Origin of the sequence: Streptomyces sp. MMBL 11-1 (genome assembly GCF_028622875.1) — a bacterium.
Lineage (GTDB): Bacteria > Actinomycetota > Actinomycetes > Streptomycetales > Streptomycetaceae > Streptomyces.
The window spans coordinates 4,470,216-4,485,356 of record NZ_CP117709.1 but is presented as its reverse complement, the minus strand read 5'-3'; the positions used below and the strand labels follow the sequence as shown (position 1 = coordinate 4,485,356).

12 protein-coding genes are annotated in these 15,141 nt (G+C 73.0%); 7 read left to right on the top strand and 5 right to left on the bottom strand.

Annotated features, from left to right (window positions below):
• Positions 1-20: 20 nt before the first annotated feature.
• Entirely contained in the window at positions 21-1,493 is a 1,473-nt protein-coding gene (locus PSQ21_RS19725) for a hypothetical protein (RefSeq protein ID WP_274031946.1), read from the bottom strand.
• A 54-nt stretch (positions 1,494-1,547) separates the two neighbouring features.
• On the opposite strand from PSQ21_RS19725, the gene PSQ21_RS19720 reads away from it, so the two are divergent.
• Positions 1,548-4,019 carry a helicase C-terminal domain-containing protein gene (locus PSQ21_RS19720; protein ID WP_274031945.1) on the top strand — a complete coding sequence of 824 codons (2,472 nt, stop codon included), beginning with the start codon at positions 1,548-1,550 and terminating at the stop codon, positions 4,017-4,019.
• Positions 4,020-4,062: 43 nt separating this feature from the next.
• On the opposite strand, the gene PSQ21_RS19715 is transcribed toward PSQ21_RS19720, so the two are convergent.
• Positions 4,063-4,263 (bottom strand): hypothetical protein, encoded by a 201-nt coding sequence (locus PSQ21_RS19715; protein WP_274031944.1) that lies wholly within the window; start codon positions 4,261-4,263, stop codon positions 4,063-4,065.
• A 118-nt stretch (positions 4,264-4,381) separates the two neighbouring features.
• On the opposite strand from PSQ21_RS19715, the gene PSQ21_RS19710 reads away from it, so the two are divergent.
• The 4 genes from PSQ21_RS19710 to PSQ21_RS19695 all read left to right on the top strand — a co-directional run bounded on the left by PSQ21_RS19710 (position 4,382) and on the right by PSQ21_RS19695 (position 8,174).
• Positions 4,382-5,122 carry an XRE family transcriptional regulator gene (locus PSQ21_RS19710; RefSeq protein WP_274031943.1) on the top strand — a complete coding sequence of 247 codons (741 nt, stop codon included), beginning with the start codon at positions 4,382-4,384 and terminating at the stop codon, positions 5,120-5,122.
• A gap of 4 nt (positions 5,123-5,126) precedes the next feature.
• Complete coding sequence (locus tag PSQ21_RS19705) at positions 5,127-5,597, top strand: NUDIX domain-containing protein (RefSeq protein ID WP_274031942.1); 471 nt, start codon at positions 5,127-5,129, stop codon at positions 5,595-5,597.
• A 65-nt stretch (positions 5,598-5,662) separates the two neighbouring features.
• Positions 5,663-6,439 (top strand): YqjF family protein, encoded by a 777-nt coding sequence (locus PSQ21_RS19700; RefSeq protein WP_274031941.1) that lies wholly within the window; start codon positions 5,663-5,665, stop codon positions 6,437-6,439.
• A gap of 91 nt (positions 6,440-6,530) precedes the next feature.
• Positions 6,531-8,174, top strand: a complete 1,644-nt coding sequence (locus PSQ21_RS19695) for a DNA repair helicase XPB (protein WP_274031940.1) — start codon at positions 6,531-6,533, stop codon at positions 8,172-8,174.
• Positions 8,175-8,195: 21 nt separating this feature from the next.
• On the opposite strand, the gene PSQ21_RS19690 is transcribed toward PSQ21_RS19695, so the two are convergent.
• Complete coding sequence (locus PSQ21_RS19690; protein ID WP_069757591.1) at positions 8,196-8,387, bottom strand: hypothetical protein; 192 nt, start codon at positions 8,385-8,387, stop codon at positions 8,196-8,198.
• Positions 8,388-8,760: 373 nt separating this feature from the next.
• Here PSQ21_RS19690 and PSQ21_RS19685 point away from each other — a divergent pair, with 373 nt between their 5' ends.
• Positions 8,761-10,851: a HelD family protein gene (locus PSQ21_RS19685; RefSeq protein ID WP_274031939.1), complete on the top strand. Its 2,091-nt coding sequence runs from the start codon at positions 8,761-8,763 to the stop codon at positions 10,849-10,851.
• A gap of 60 nt (positions 10,852-10,911) precedes the next feature.
• Here PSQ21_RS19685 and PSQ21_RS19680 read toward each other — a convergent pair whose 3' ends face one another.
• On the bottom strand, positions 10,912-11,601 hold the full coding sequence (locus tag PSQ21_RS19680; protein ID WP_274031938.1) for a copper homeostasis protein CutC: 690 nt from the start codon (positions 11,599-11,601) through the stop codon (positions 10,912-10,914).
• Positions 11,602-11,874: 273 nt separating this feature from the next.
• On the opposite strand from PSQ21_RS19680, the gene PSQ21_RS19675 reads away from it, so the two are divergent.
• Complete coding sequence (locus PSQ21_RS19675) at positions 11,875-14,202, top strand: heavy metal translocating P-type ATPase (RefSeq protein WP_274031937.1); 2,328 nt, start codon at positions 11,875-11,877, stop codon at positions 14,200-14,202.
• Between the two features lie 307 nt (positions 14,203-14,509).
• Here the strand turns inward: PSQ21_RS19675 and PSQ21_RS19670 are convergent, their stop codons facing one another.
• The gene (locus tag PSQ21_RS19670; RefSeq protein WP_274031936.1) at positions 14,510-14,911 is read right to left on the bottom strand and encodes a hypothetical protein; all 402 of its coding nucleotides are present in this window, start codon (positions 14,909-14,911) and stop codon (positions 14,510-14,512) included.
• Between the last annotated feature and the right edge of the window lie 230 nt (positions 14,912-15,141).

Sequence of the window (15,141 nt, the reverse complement as noted above, 5' to 3'; positions counted from 1 at the left end):
GCGCGGCGTGGGCGGCCGGCTCAGCCGGCCCGCCTCCGCGCCCGCCACACCAGGTAGAGCGCGGAGGCGACGGCGGCGACACGGACGACCACCGGCCAGGTCTCCAGCAGGACGTCGCGCATCGCGCCCTCGCGGATCGGCTCGCCCCAGCGCCCCTCCATCCGCCCCCACACCCATGCGAGGGCCCCGGCCGCCACCACGCCCGGCAGGCCGAGCGCCGCCCATTTCGCCTCCGTACGGGAGAGGGTGCGCGAGCTGTACGCGATCAGCCAGCCGCCCGCCAGCGGCAGCCAGGATCCGGTGACCACCCCGGCGACGAGCAGGACGGCGGCCAGGAGCAGCAGCGGGTGGGCGAAGCCGCCGCGGGGGCCGGAGGCGGCGGCCTCGGGCTCGGCGACCGCCGCGGTCCTGCGGCGGCGGAGCTTCACGAGGCGCAGGGCACGGCGGCGCCCGGCGGTCCCGGCCCCGCTCCCCTCACCCTCCGCCCCGGCCTTCCCTCCGGCCCCGGCCGCGCCTTCGGCCTCGCTCCTCCCCCCGCCCGCGTCCTTCTCGCCGTCCGCGTCCTTCTCGGTGGGCCCCGGCCGCCGCCTCCCGAGCAGCTCCGGGGCCTCGATGCCGCCGTGGAACCCGGGGATGGCGGTTCCCTCGTCGAAGGGGCCCGGCTCCAGGCGCCACCAGTCGGTCGCGCCGTCCGCGTCCGCCTGCTGGTCCTGGCCGAGCAGGTGCGGGGCGGAGGGGTCGGGCCAGTCGCGGACGGGGACGCGTTCGTCGTCCGCCGCACGGTCGTCGAGGGCGGGAGCCGGGCGGGGCACGGCGGCGGACCGCGCGCCGGAAGCAGCACCGGAAACACCACCGGAAGGCCCCTCGGAGACACCACCGGAAGCCCCCTCGGAGGCACCGTCGAAAGAACCACCGGTGGCGCTCCCGGAGACGTCCCCGAAATCACGGCCGGAAACATCACCAGGACCACCACCGGAAGCGCGGCCGGAACCGTCGCCGGGAGCACCGCCGGCGCCCTCCTCGGGATCACGGCGCGACGCGCCCCACCCGAAACCGGCTTTCGGCTTCCTGAAGGCCTTCGCCTCCCGGCCGCCCCCCGCGCCCGGAGCGGGCTCCGTCGGCTTCCTCGGCTCCTTCTGCTCCTTCGGCTCCTTGCGGAGGAGCCCGCCCCGGGGCCGGGGCAGGGAGGTCCGCCGCTGCTGCCCGCCGGGCCCCGCCCCGGCCCGGGCGGACGGCAGCGGGACCGTGCCGTCGGCCGACTCCGCCGCCGCGGCGACCAGTTCGTCCGGGCTGCCCAGTCGGCCGATGATGCGCCGCACGGTCGCCGGGGAGTCCGCGCCCTCCGTGCCGCGCTGCCGGTCGATCTCGCCCCGAAGCGTCGAAACCAGGCGCATCCGGGCGCCCGACGACAGCTGTTGCTGCTGGGCCAGGTCGCCGACCCGGCTCAGGTAGTCGTAGACGAGCTGGTCACTCTCGATCCCCACGCGGTGCATCCCCTCTACCGGCCCTGCCCCGACGGTAGCGTTCCAGCGGCTACCGTGGGACGGATGGGGACGACCACACCACCGCGCACGCTCGCCGAAGCCCTGCGCGCCCGGGGCGACGAATCGCTGGCCGGGCTGCTGCGTGCCCGCCCCGACCTCCTCAACCCGGTGCCGAACGACATCACCCAGCTCGCCACGCGGGCCGGCACGCGGGCGTCCGTCGTCCGCGCGCTGGAACACCTGGACCGTTTCGCGCTCCAGACCGCCGAGGCGCTGGCGGTGGCCCCGGACCCGGCCCCGTACGGCACGCTGCTCTCCCTGCTCACCGGCGACGGGCTGGACGACGGCGACCAGCGCGACGACGCGGGGGCGGCGATCACCACCGCGCTGCCGGGCGCGCTCGCGACGCTGCGCGAACAGGCCCTGGTGTGGGGCGAGGACGACCGGCTGCGGCTGGTGCGCACCGCCCGCGAGCTGCTCGTCCCGTCCCCGCAGCACCCCTCGCCGACGGGCCTGGGCCCCACGGTCGCCGAAGCGACGGCCGGGATGTCGCCGGGCCGGCTCCAGGAGATCCTGACGGCGACCGGGCTGCCCGCCACGCACGACCCGGTGTCCGCGGTGGCCGCGCTCGCCGCCCTGTTCACGGACCGGACGCGGATGGCGGAACTGCTGGACACGGCCCCGGCGGAGGCGCTGTCGGTCCTGGACCGGCTGGTGTGGGGCCCGCCGTACGGGGAGGTCACGCCCAACCCCACTCCCCCCGTGAAGTGGCTGCGCGACCGGGGCCTGCTGCTGCCGGTCTCCACCCGCACGGTGGTCCTGCCGCGCGAGGCGGCCCTGCATCTGCGCGCCGGACGCGCGCACCGCGTACCGGAACCGGTCCCCCCGGCCGTCGCGGCGGCGGCGACACGCGATCCACAGGCTGTGGACAGGGCGGCGGCCGGGCAGGCGTTCACGGCGCTGTCCACCGTCGAGGAGCTGCTGAAGCTCTGGAACGGCGGCGGCCCCGCGATCCTGCGCGCGGGCGGGCTCAGCGTACGGGAGCTGAAGCGCACCGCGAACGCCCTCGACGTGACGGAGCCGATCGCCGCGTTCTGGGTCGAACTGGCTTACGGTGCGGGGCTGTTGGCCTCCGATGGGGAGCCGGAGGAGCGGTACGCCCCGACGCCGGCGTCCGACGAGTGGCTCGACCTGTCCGCCGAGGACCGCTGGACACACCTCGCCGCCGCCTGGCTCGCCGCCACCCGGACCCCGGGCCTGGTCGGCGGCCAGGACGCCAAGGGCCGGGCGCTGTCCGCACTCGGCCCGGAGCTGGACCGCTCGGCCGCCCCCGACGTACGGCGCCGGGTCCTGGCCCTGTTCGCCGAACTCCCGCCGGGCACCGCGCCGGACGCCGAAACCCTGCTGCGACGGCTGCGCTGGGAACGCCCGTTGCGGGGCGCGGCGACTCCCGAGGCCTCGACGGAGGGGACGGACCTCCGCTCCCGCCTCGCCCTGTGGACGCTCAACGAGGCGGAGCTGCTGGGCATCACGGGCCGGGGCGCGCTCTCCGCACAGGCCCGCGCGCTCCTGGACGAGGGCCCGGACGCGGCGGCGGCCCTCCTCGCGCCGCTCGTCCCCGAGCCCCTGGACCACGTCCTGCTCCAGGCCGACCTGACGGCGGTGGCGCCGGGCCCGCTGGAACGCCCGCTGGCGGAGACGCTCTCGGTCCTGGCCGACGTGGAGTCGAAGGGCGGGGCGACGGTGTACCGCTTCACGCCCGGTTCGGTGCGCCGCGCCCTGGACGCCGGGCAGGCGGCGGCCGACCTGCACGCGTTCCTGGCCGCGCACAGCCGTACGCCGGTGCCGCAGCCGCTGAGCTATCTGATCGACGACGTGGCCCGCCGCCACGGGCACCTGCGGATCGGGTCCGCGTCCGCGTACGTACGCTGCGACGACGAGGCGGTCCTCAACGAGATCCTGGCCGACCGCCGCTCGACCGGGCTCCGCCTCCGCCGCCTGGCCCCCACGGTCCTGGCCTCCCAGGCCGACCCCGGCTCCCTCCTGGAGGCCCTGCGGGACATGGGCTACGCCCCGGCCGCCGAATCCGCCGAGGGCGACGTCCTGATCACCCGTGCCGGCGCCCGCCGCACCCCGCCCCGCACCCCTCCGGTCCCGGTCCCCGAGGGCCCGCCGGTCCCGGACGCCACCCTGCTCGGTGCGGCGGTACGGGCCATCCGCGCGGGCGACACGGCCGCCACGGTGATCCGCAAGGACACGTCCGAGGACCCGTCGTCCACCAGGCCTCCCGGCTCCCTCCCCCGCACCACCTCCGCCGAGACCCTGGCCACGGTCCAGGCGGCCGCGATGACGGGCTCGGCGGTCTGGATCGGCTACGTCAACGCGGACGGCGCGGCCAGCCAGCGTGTGATCGCCCCGGTCCGCGTGGAGGGCGGCTTCGTCACGGCGTACGACCACACGGCCGACGAGGTCCGCACGTACCCGCTGCACCGGATCACGGGGGTCGCGGAGCTGGCGGAGGACGGGAAGGGGTAGGGGCCCACCCTGCCCCCGGACGTTCTGGTGCGGCTCCGCGTGATCACTCGTGCCCCTGCGGGTGTCTGCGCAGATAGACGTTGCAATCGGACACGGTGGTCATGTCGCCCACGGCTCGCGCGCGGCTGCGTACGGCGGCCAGTTCGCCGCAGCCGGCGCACCCCTCGACCGGCTCCGGGTCCGCGACGCCCATCCCCAGCGGCAGCTCGACGGGCGGGGCGCTGTATCGCATCGGTTCACTCATGCGGTGATCGTCACACTCGTCACCAGGACGACGGAACCTCGTACGTTTCCCCTTTCGGGACGTCCCACAGCCTGTAAAACGTCCCTGACACGTCCGGAGGTGGAGGGGGGAGACCAGGATGACGAACGAGCGCTTACGTGCCGTCATGGCCGCCGGAGGATGGACGCACACAGACCTCGCCCGCGTCGTCGAGGTAGATCCCAAATCCGTTGAGCGTTGGGTCAATCTCGGGCGCACGCCTCGCCGCGGCACCGCGCTCAGGGCCGCCGAGACGCTGGGAGAGGACGTGCACGCCCTGTGGCCCCAGCTCAGGCAGGCGCGATCGGCCAGGGCCGTCAGTGCCGAACTCGTCGCGCTGTACGAGCAACGGGCCGACCTGCCGGTGTCCGCCTTCGTCAATCTCCTCGTCCAGGCGCGTCGGCAGATCGACGTACTCGTGTACGGAGCCGTCTTCCTGCACGAGGCCTACCCACGGCTCAACGACCTGCTGCGGGAGCGGGCTGCGGACGGGTGCGCGATCCGGATCGCGGTGGGGGACGCGGACGATGCCAACGTCCAGCAACGGGGCCGGGAGGAGCGCTTCGGCCATGGCATCGAGTCCCGCTGCCGGCTTGCGCTCATGCACTACCGCCCCTTGGCGAGCGAACCGGGCATCGAGATCCGTACGCATGGGACGACGCTCTACAACAGCCTGTACCGCGCGGACGACGAGATTCTGGTCAACGCCCATGTCTGGGGCGTCAACGCGTACGCCGCGCCTGTGTGGCACCTCCGGAGCAGCGGCAGCGGAGGCATGTTCGGCACGTACGAGGACAGCTTCGAGGCGGTATGGAAGTCCGCACAGCCAGTGGAAGGGTGACGCAATGGCACGGACCGAGTACTACGACGACCCCAACGCACCCGAGCCCAACAGCATGGTCGTCGCGGCTTCCGCCGTCGTCACCGACGATCAGGGACGCATCCTGCTGCAGCGCCGCCGCGACAACGGCCTGTGGGCGCTACCGGGCGGCGGGATGGACCTGGGGGATTCCCTCCCCGGCACCGCTGTGCGCGAGGTCAAGGAGGAGACCGGGCTCGATGTCGAGATCACCGGACTCGTCGGCACATACACCGACCCCCGGCACATCATCGAGTACAGCGACGGGGAGGTCCGTCGGCAGTTCAACGTCTGCTTCACCGCCCGGGTGACCGGCGGCTCCCTGACCGTCTCCGAGGAGAGCACGGAGGTCCGGTTCGTGGCTCCGGACAAGCTGGACGCCCTGCCCATGCACCACACCCAGCGCCTCCGGCTGCGCCACTTTGCGGAGGACCGCGACCGGCCCTATCTCGGCTGAGGCCTGGGCTCGCGGCTCTCTGCCGTTCCGGCTCCGACCTCGTGTCCGTCTGCGATGCTGCGGGCATGGCCACAGCCCGCCCCGCCCCCGGCCCGGTTCCCCCCGAGCCCGTGTCGCCGGCCCCGCCCGCCGCGCCGATGCCCCCGCTGCTCACCCAGTCCTGGCTGGACCTGGCGTTCCTGCACTGGGCCGTCGACCCGGCGGACGTCGCTCCGCTGCTGCCGCCGGGCACCGTGCCCGACACCTTCGACGGGACGACGACCTACGTGGGGCTCGTGGCGTTCCGGATGCACCGGGTGAGCGGGCTCGGGCTGCCGGGGATTCCGTACCTCGGGTCCTTCCCCGAGACCAACGTCCGGCTGTACTCCGTGGACGGGCACGGGCGGCGCGGCGTCGTCTTCCGGTCCCTCGACGCCTCCCGGCTGATCCCGGTCCTCGTGGCGCGGGCCGCGTTCCGGCTGCCGTACGTGTGGTCCCGCATGGACATCGAGCGCTCCGGCGACACCCTCACGTACACGAGCACCCGGCGGTGGCCCGGTCCTCGCGGTGCGCGGAGCAGGATCGTGCTGCGCGCCGGGCAGCCGATCGAGGAGCCGACACCCCTGGAGCACTTCCTCACCGCACGGTGGGCCCTGCACGGTGACTTCTTCGGGCGGACCGTCCACCTTCCCAACGCGCACCCCCAGTGGCCCCTGCACCGGGCGGAGCTCCTGGAGTGCGATGAGGACCTGGTGGCGGCGGGCGGGCTGCCCGCGCCGGCCGGGGAGCCGGTGAGCGTGCTGTACTCCCCGGGCGTCCCGGTGCGCTTCGGGCCGCAGCGCAGGCCCCGCGCCGGAGGCTGACCGCAGCGCCCACCCCGCCCCGCCCCCCGATGCGGCACACTGGACGTTTGGCCGCAGCCGTGGCCGTACCCCGCAGAAAGGGCCGAAGCGCGTGACCGGACCCCTCATCGTCCAGAGCGACAAGACGCTGCTCCTCGAAGTCGATCACGACCGGGCGGACGCCTGCCGTCGTGCCATCGCGCCGTTCGCGGAGCTGGAGCGTGCGCCCGAGCACATCCACACGTACCGGGTCACCCCGCTCGGGCTGTGGAACGCCCGTGCCGCCGGGCACGACGCCGAGCAGGTCGTCGACGCCCTGGTCGAGCACTCCCGCTACCCCGTGCCGCACGCGCTCCTGGTCGACATCGCCGAGACGATGGCGCGGTACGGGCGGCTCACCCTGTCCAAGCACCCCGTGCACGGGCTCGTGCTCACCAGCACCGACCGGCCCGTGCTGGAGGAGATCCTCCGGTCGAAGAAGATGCAGCCGCTGGTCGGGGCGCGGATCGACCCGGACACCGTGGCCGTGCACCCCTCCGAGCGGGGGCAGGTCAAGCAGACCCTGCTCAAGCTGGGGTGGCCCGCCGAGGACCTCGCGGGGTACGTCGACGGCGAGGCCCATCCGATCGAGCTGGCCGAGGACGGCTGGTCGCTGCGGCCGTACCAGAAGCAGGCCGTCGAGGGGTTCTGGCACGGCGGGTCGGGGGTGGTGGTGCTGCCGTGCGGGGCCGGGAAGACCCTCGTCGGGGCCGGTGCCATGGCCGAGGCCAAGGCCACCACCCTGATCCTCGTCACCAACACCGTCTCCGCCCGGCAGTGGAAGCACGAGCTGGTGAAGCGGACCTCGCTGACCGAGGACGAGATCGGCGAGTACAGCGGGACGCGGAAGGAGATCCGGCCGGTCACCATCGCCACCTACCAGGTGCTGACCACCCGCCGGAAGGGCGTCTACCCGCACCTTGAGCTGTTCGACTCCCGCGACTGGGGCCTGGTCGTCTACGACGAGGTCCACCTGCTGCCCGCGCCCGTCTTCAAGTTCACCGCCGACCTCCAGGCCCGGCGGCGGCTGGGGCTCACCGCGACGCTGGTGCGGGAGGACGGGCGGGAGTCCGACGTGTTCTCGCTCATCGGGCCGAAGAGGTTCGACGCCCCGTGGAAGGAGATCGAGGCGCAGGGCTACATCGCGCCCGCCGACTGCGTCGAGGTCCGGGTCAATCTCACCGACTCCGAGCGGCTCGCCTACGCGACCGCCGAGACGGAGGAGAAGTACCGGTTCTGCGCCACCACCGCGACCAAGCGGAAGGTGACCGAGGCGCTGGTGCGCAAGCACCAGGGCGAGCAGACCCTCGTCATCGGCCAGTACATCGACCAGCTCGACGAGCTGGGCGAGCATCTGGACGCCCCCGTGATCAAGGGCGAGACCAGCAACGCCCAGCGCGAGAAGCTCTTCGAGGCGTTCCGCCAGGGCGAGATCAGTGTTCTCGTCGTGTCCAAGGTCGCCAACTTCTCCATCGACCTGCCGGAGGCGACCGTCGCCATCCAGGTCTCCGGGACCTTCGGGTCGCGGCAGGAGGAGGCCCAGCGGCTGGGGCGGGTCCTGCGTCCGAAGGCCGACGGGCACGAGGCCCGGTTCTACTCGGTCGTCGCCCGCGACACCATCGACCAGGACTTCGCGGCGCACCGCCAGCGGTTCCTGGCCGAGCAGGGGTACGCGTACCGCATCGTCGACGCGGACGAGCTGCTCGCCGACGGCTGAGGCTGCCGGGAGGGCGGGCGTTCAGCGGCCCCGGCCGACGACGCCCGCCTCCTCCGCGTACTCCCCCAGGACGACGACGCCGAACGCCGCCGTCACGAACACCTTCACGGCGCGCACCGCGTCGCCGACGCGGTGGGGTCGGTGGTGACCGGTGGCCGCGGTCGCGCCGTGCGCGGGGCCGGTCCTGCGTGGGTTCAGAGTGGCTGTGCTCATGCATCCATGGTGCTCCCGTCACCCGTTCGGGCGCGTCGGCCCGCGGACGGAACCCGGTGAGCGGGCGGGTAGCCCTCCGGTACCGCTCCGGGCGCGCGCGTCCCCTACGGGTATCCCTGGCGTCTCCGCCCCGGGGAGGGGCCCGGCGGCCCGTATTCCGGTTCGCCGCCGCCCCGCTCCGTGGCTACAATCGCGGGTCTGCCCGCCTCCCGCGCCGTGTCATCGGCCCCCGGGAGCGCCGCCGACCGGACGGAAACCGGCCGACACCCGACGGATACGTACCTTCCCAGCGGACCCCTCCGCCGCGCGTGCCGCCATGGCACCGCGGCGCGTCCGGTCCGCCGTCCTGCGTTGAAGAGCCGGAGGCAACACCGTGCCCGCGCACGTAAGCGAAAGCGATTCCCCACCCGATCCCACCGGCGCCACCGACCCCCTGGCGCACGAGCGCGCCCATCTCGCCGCGTCCCGTGCCGCCCTGCGCGGGATGCGCGAGGACGTGCAGGCCCTCGACATCCGCGACGTCACCGCGAACTGGGTCAACGCCGCCGTGCTCCAGGCCCAGATCGACGACCGCATCAAGGCGCTCGCCGACCTCTCGCACACCCCGCTGTTCTTCGGCCGCCTCGACTATCTGCACGCCGTCGGCGGCGAGCTGGCCGAGGGCGCGGAGGGCGAACGGTTCTACATCGGGCGCCGGCACGTCCACGACGCCGCCGGGGACCCCATGGTCATCGACTGGCGTGCGCCGGTCTCCCAGCCGTACTACCAGGCGTCCCGCACGAACCCCCAGGACGTGGGGCTGCGCCGCCGCTTCGGCTACACCGGCGGTGAGCTGACCGCGTACGAGGACGAGCACCTCACCGACCCCGCCGAGGCCGAGCACACCAGCCGGCTCCTCCAGGCGGAGATCGAGCGGCCGCGCGTCGGCCCGATGCGCGACATCGTCGCCACCATCCAGCCCGAGCAGGACGAGATCGTACGGAGCGGCCTCGGCGGGACCGTCTGCGTGCAGGGCGGGCCCGGCACCGGGAAGACCGCCGTCGGTCTGCACCGGGTGGCGTACCTGCTGTACGCGCACCGCGAGCGGCTCGCCCGCACCGGCACCCTCGTCATCGGGCCGAACCGTTCCTTCCTGCACTACATCGAGCAGGTCCTGCCCGCCCTCGGCGAGCTGGAGGTGAAGCAGGCCACCGTCGACGACCTGGTGCGCACCGGCGTCGAGGTCCGGGGCGAGGACGAGGCGGCCACCGCCGTCGTCAAGGGCGACGCCCGCATGGCCGAGGTCCTGCGGCGGGCGATCCGCTCGCACGTCACCCCGCCCGCCGAGCCCGTCGTCGTGGTGCGCGGGTCCCGGCGCTGGCGCGTGCCCGCGTACGAGGTCCAGGAGATGGTCGACGAGCTGCTGGCCCGCGACATGCGGTACGGGGCCGCGCACGAGGCGCTGCCGCAGCGGATCGCGCACGCCGTCCTCGTACGGATGGAGGAGGCCGGGGAGGCGCCCGACGACCGGGTGCAGAACGCGGTCGCCCGGAACCCCGCGGTGAAGGCGGCCGTCAAGGCTGTCTGGCCCGCCGTGGACCCGGCGAAGGTGGTGCTGCGGCTGCTCTCCGACGCGGAGTTCCTGGCCGCGCACGCGGAGGGCCTGCTGGACGAGGGCGAGCAGAAGCGGCTCCTGTGGGCGAAGCCCGCCCGCAGCGTGAAGTCCGCGAAGTGGTCGGCTGCCGACGCCGTGCTGATCGACGAGGCGGGGGACCTCATCGCCCGTACGCACTCGCTCGGCCATGTCGTGCTCGACGAGGCGCAGGACCTCTCCCCCATGCAGTACCGGGCGGTGGGGCGGCGGTGCTCGACCGGTTCGGCGACCGTGCTCGGGGATCTCGCCCAGGGGACGACCCCGTGGTCCACGGAGAGCTGGGGCGAGGCGCTGTTCCACCTGGGCAAGGCGGACGCCGTGGTGGAGGAGCTGACCGCCGGTTTCCGCGTGCCGCGCGAGGTCATCGCGTACGCGTCCCGGCTGCTGCCCGTGATCTCGCCGGGGCTCGCGGCGGTGGAGTCGGTGCGTGAGTCGCCCGGTTCGCTGGTCGTACGGGAGATCCCGTCCCCGGAGGTGCTGGACTCGGCCACCGTCGCCGCCTGCGAGGAGTCGTTGCGCCACGAGGGGTCGATCGGGCTGATCGCCGCCGACGCCCGGATCCCGGCGCTGGCGGCGGCCCTGACGGCGGCGGGCCACGCGTATCTCTCCCCCGGTGAGGAGACGACCGCCGCGTCCCGGCTGACGCTGGTGCCCGCGTCGCTCGCGAAGGGCCTGGAGTACGACTACGTGGTGCTCGACGAACCGGCGGCCGTGGTCGACGGCGAGCCGGACGAGCGGACCGGGCTGCGGCGGCTGTACGTGGCGCTGACCCGTGCGGTCTCCGGGCTCACGGTGCTGCACGCGGCTCCGTTGCCGGCGGCGCTGGCGTAGCGGTACGGCGGAGGGGCGGGACACGTGGACACGGTCGGCTCCGCTCCCGCCCCTCCGCCGTCAGGCGTCCAGCGCCTCGCGCCACTCCCGTACGGCTGCCGCGTCCACCGGGGCCGACCAGCCCCCGGGCCGGGCGGCGCCGCCGATGTGGAAGGCGTCGATCCCGCCCGCCCGCAGCCGGGGCAGGTGGTGCAGGTGGAGGCCGCCGCCGACCAGGACCTGCGCCTCGTATCCCGGCTCGCCGGTACGGGCCGCCTCGGCCAGGAGGGTCGGGATGCCGGCGTCCACCCCGGCCGGCGAGCCCGCCGTGAGGAACGTGTCGAGGCCGGGCAGGTCCGCGAGCCGCTTGCGCAGGGCGTCGCGGTCGGTGGCCCGGTCGATCGCCCGGTGGAACGTCCACGGGCAGCCGTCCAGCTCGGCGACGAGCCGCTCGACGGCGACGAGGTCGGCGTGGCCCTCCGCGTCGAGGAAGCCGAACACGAACGCGTCGGCCCCCGCCTCCCGCATCTCGCGGGCCCTGCCGACCAGTACATCGATGTCACCGGCGGCGAAGCCGTCCGCCACCCTGAGCATCACGCGCAGCGGGATGTCCACGGCGGACCTGATCGCCGCGAAGGTCTCCCGCGACGGGGTCAGACCGTCGGCGGCCATGTCGGTGACCAGTTCGAGGCGGTCTGCACCACCGGCCTGGGCAGCGACCGCGTCCGCCGGGTCGAGCGCGATCACCTCCAGGACTGCACGGTTGCTCATGGGTCCCCATTCCTCCGATACGCAGCTATAGGTCTAGTCCAATGGCCAGCCTACGGGTCGGTAGACGGGCAGCGCAGCCCTCTATCTGAACGCACGACCACGACGGCGCGCGAGCCGACCCCGCAGTCGGGTGACGCGCGCCGCGCACACACCGGTGCGGAACGGGGCGCATACGTCGCGATCACCCCTTGCACTTCATAGGGGCGGGGGGTATACATGGGGAGAGAAAGAGATACCCCCTAGGGGTATCAGGACGGCTTCAGGGAGGACCCCGTGTCCGCGCACTCCGCCACCACCGACACCACCGCCGCCGGCTCCGACGCCGACACCACCGCGGTCGAGCTCGCGATCGGCGGGATGACCTGCGCCTCGTGCGCGGCCCGTATCGAGAAAAAGCTCAACCGGATGGACGGCGTCGAGGCCACCGTGAACTACGCCACCGAGAAGGCGAAGGTGACCTACCTGGGCGCCGACGTGTCCGTCCAGGACCTGATCGCGACCGTCGAGGCCACCGGCTACACCGCCCGGCCACCCGCGCCACCCGCGTCCACCGCCTCCCCCGGGAGCAACGATACGGACACGGCGGGCACGACGGGCACTGCGGGCACGGCGGCGGAGAGCGAGGACGACGGGCTCACCTCCCTGCGCCAGCGCCTGATCACCGCCGTTCTCCTCGCCGTACCGGTGATCGCGATGGCGATGGTCCCCGCGCTCCAGTTCGACTACTGGCAGTGGCTCTCCCTGACGCTGACCGCCCCGGTCGTCGTCTACGCCGCCTGGCCGTTCCACCGTGCCGCGTGGACGAACGCGAAGCACGGCGCGGCGACGATGGACACCCTGATCTCCGTCGGCACGTCGGCCGCGTTCCTGTGGTCGTTGTGGGCGCTGTTCTTCGGGACAGCGGGCATGGTCGGGATGACGCACCCCTTCGAGCTGACCATCGCACGCAGCGACGGGGCCGCGAACATCTACCTGGAGGCCGCGGCCGGCGTGACGGCGTTCATCCTCGCCGGACGCTACTTCGAGGCCCGCTCGAAGCGGAAGGCCGGGGCGGCGCTGAGGGCGCTGATGGAGCTGGGGGCGAAGGAGGTCACGGTCCTGCGTGACGGCGTCGAGACGACGATCCCGACCGCCGCGCTGCAGGTCGGGGACCGTTTCCTGGTCCGTCCCGGGGAGAAGATCGCGACGGACGGGACCGTGGTCGAGGGCTCCTCCGCCGTGGACGCCTCCATGCTGACGGGTGAGTCCGTGCCCGTCGAGGTCACCACCGGCGACTCCGTCACCGGGGCCACCCTCAACGCCGGAGGCCGCCTCGTCGTCGAAGCCACCCGCGTCGGCTCCGACACCCAGCTCGCCCGCATGGCCCGACTCGTCGAGGACGCCCAGAACGGCAAAGCCTCCGCCCAACGCCTCGCCGACCGCATCTCCGCCGTCTTCGTCCCCATCGTCATCGCCCTCGCCCTGGGCACCCTCGGCTTCTGGCTCGGCAACGACGCCGGACTCACCGCCGCCTTCACCGCCGCCGTCGCCGTCCTCATCATCGCCTGCCCCTGCGCCCTCGGCCTCGCCACACCCACCGCCCTCATGGTCGGCACCGGCCGCGGCGCCCAGCTCGGCATCCTCATCAAGGGCCCCGAAGTCCTGGAAACCACCCGCCGCGCCGACACCATCGTCCTCGACAAGACCGGCACCGTCACCACCGGCCGCATGACCCTCCAGACCACCCACACCACCCCCACCACCACCGAAACCGAAGTCCTCCGCCTCGCCGGAGCCCTGGAGAACGCCTCCGAACACCCCATCGCCCAAGCCGTCGCCACCGCCGCCGCCGAGGCCGCCGGCCCCCTCCCCACCCCCGAGGACTTCCAGAACATCCCCGGACTCGGCGTCCAGGGAGTCGTCGAGGGCCACGCCGTCCTCGTCGGGCGCGAACAGCTCCTGGCCGAGTGGGAGATCCGGCTCCCCGACCACCTCGCCGAGGCGAAGAAGGCCGCGGAGGCCGCCGGGCGCACCGCGATCACCGTCGCCTGGGACGGTGAGGCGCGCGCGGTGCTGGAGGTCGCCGACGCGGTGAAGGACACGAGCGCCGAGGCCATCCGCCGGCTCCGCGCCCTCGGTCTGACCCCGATCCTCCTCACCGGCGACAACCGGGCCGTGGCGGAGTCAGTCGCGGCCGAGGTCGGCATCGACGAGGTGTACGCGGAGGTCATGCCGCAGGACAAGGTCGACGTGGTCAAGCGCCTTCAGTCCGAGGGCCGTTCGGTCGCGATGGTCGGGGACGGGGTCAACGACGCCGCCGCCCTCGCCCAGGCCGACCTGGGGCTGGCGATGGGCACCGGCACGGACGCCGCCATCGAGGCCGGCGACCTCACGCTCGTCCGCGGCGACCTCCTCGCCGCCGCCGACGCGATCCGCCTCTCCCGTCGCACCCTCTCCACCATCCGCACCAACCTCTTCTGGGCCTTCGCCTACAACGTCGGCGCCCTCCCGCTGGCCGCCGCCGGACTCCTCAACCCGATGATCGCCGGAGCGGCGATGGCCTTCTCCTCCGTCTTCGTGGTCGGCAACTCCCTGCGGCTGCGCACCTTCAAGGGCGCGTGAAGGAGCAGGACGTACAGAAGACACATACGGAAGACGCGTACGAAGGACGCGTACGGAAGACGCGTACGAAGGACGCGTACGGAAGACGCGTACGGAAGACACGTACGGAAGACACGCGCGGCGGCGGTTCCGGGCAGGCTTGCCGGGCCGCCGCCGCGTCGGTCTCGTGGTCCGGATGAACCGGTTCGGCCCCGGGCAACGGCCGGTCCGCGCTCGGGAGCGGCGCTCAGCGCGCCGCGGATTCGGCGATGGGCCGGGAGCGGGGCGGACCGCCGGCGATCAGCACGGGAGCACTGTTGCGCCGCGGCTATCCGGAGACCGAGCCCGCTTCCCAAGCGCCACAGCTGCTGTGGTTGATGTACTGCGTGCTCCACTCACCCCAGCAGACCTTGTACTGGAGGCTGTCCTCTTCAGGGAGATTGCGGTTCACCTTGGTCCAGCCGTTGTTCGCCCCGTCCTTGTCCCACTCATCACCGACACGCCCACCACTGGCTTGCCAGACGAGGACGGCGGAGTGGCCGTCCGCCTTGGTGTCGTTGATGTAGAAATAGTCTCCGTAACTCTCGAAATAGCCGTACCCGAGACCGTTCTTACCGTAGGCGTATCCCTGATTCGACGCCGAAGCGGAAGTCGCCATCATCATCGTGAGGGCTGTGGAACCAACAGCCACGGCTGCGGTGCGGAATATTCGGGACTGCAGTATCTTCAAGACCTACTCCACTTCTCGATGATTTCACGCCCACGGGCCGATATTCGACGGGACATCATGAAACCCTGGACCGACAGGCGAAGTTGACGCCATAGATGGTTCCACCGCAGCGGCGACGAGGCAATGGGGCACGGAGAGCGGAATGTGTGCTGACAACCACAGACGAACTCCGTGTAAGGCGACGGTTCGAAATCAACGCGCGTTTACCAGAACTCTTCACTCCGCAGTAA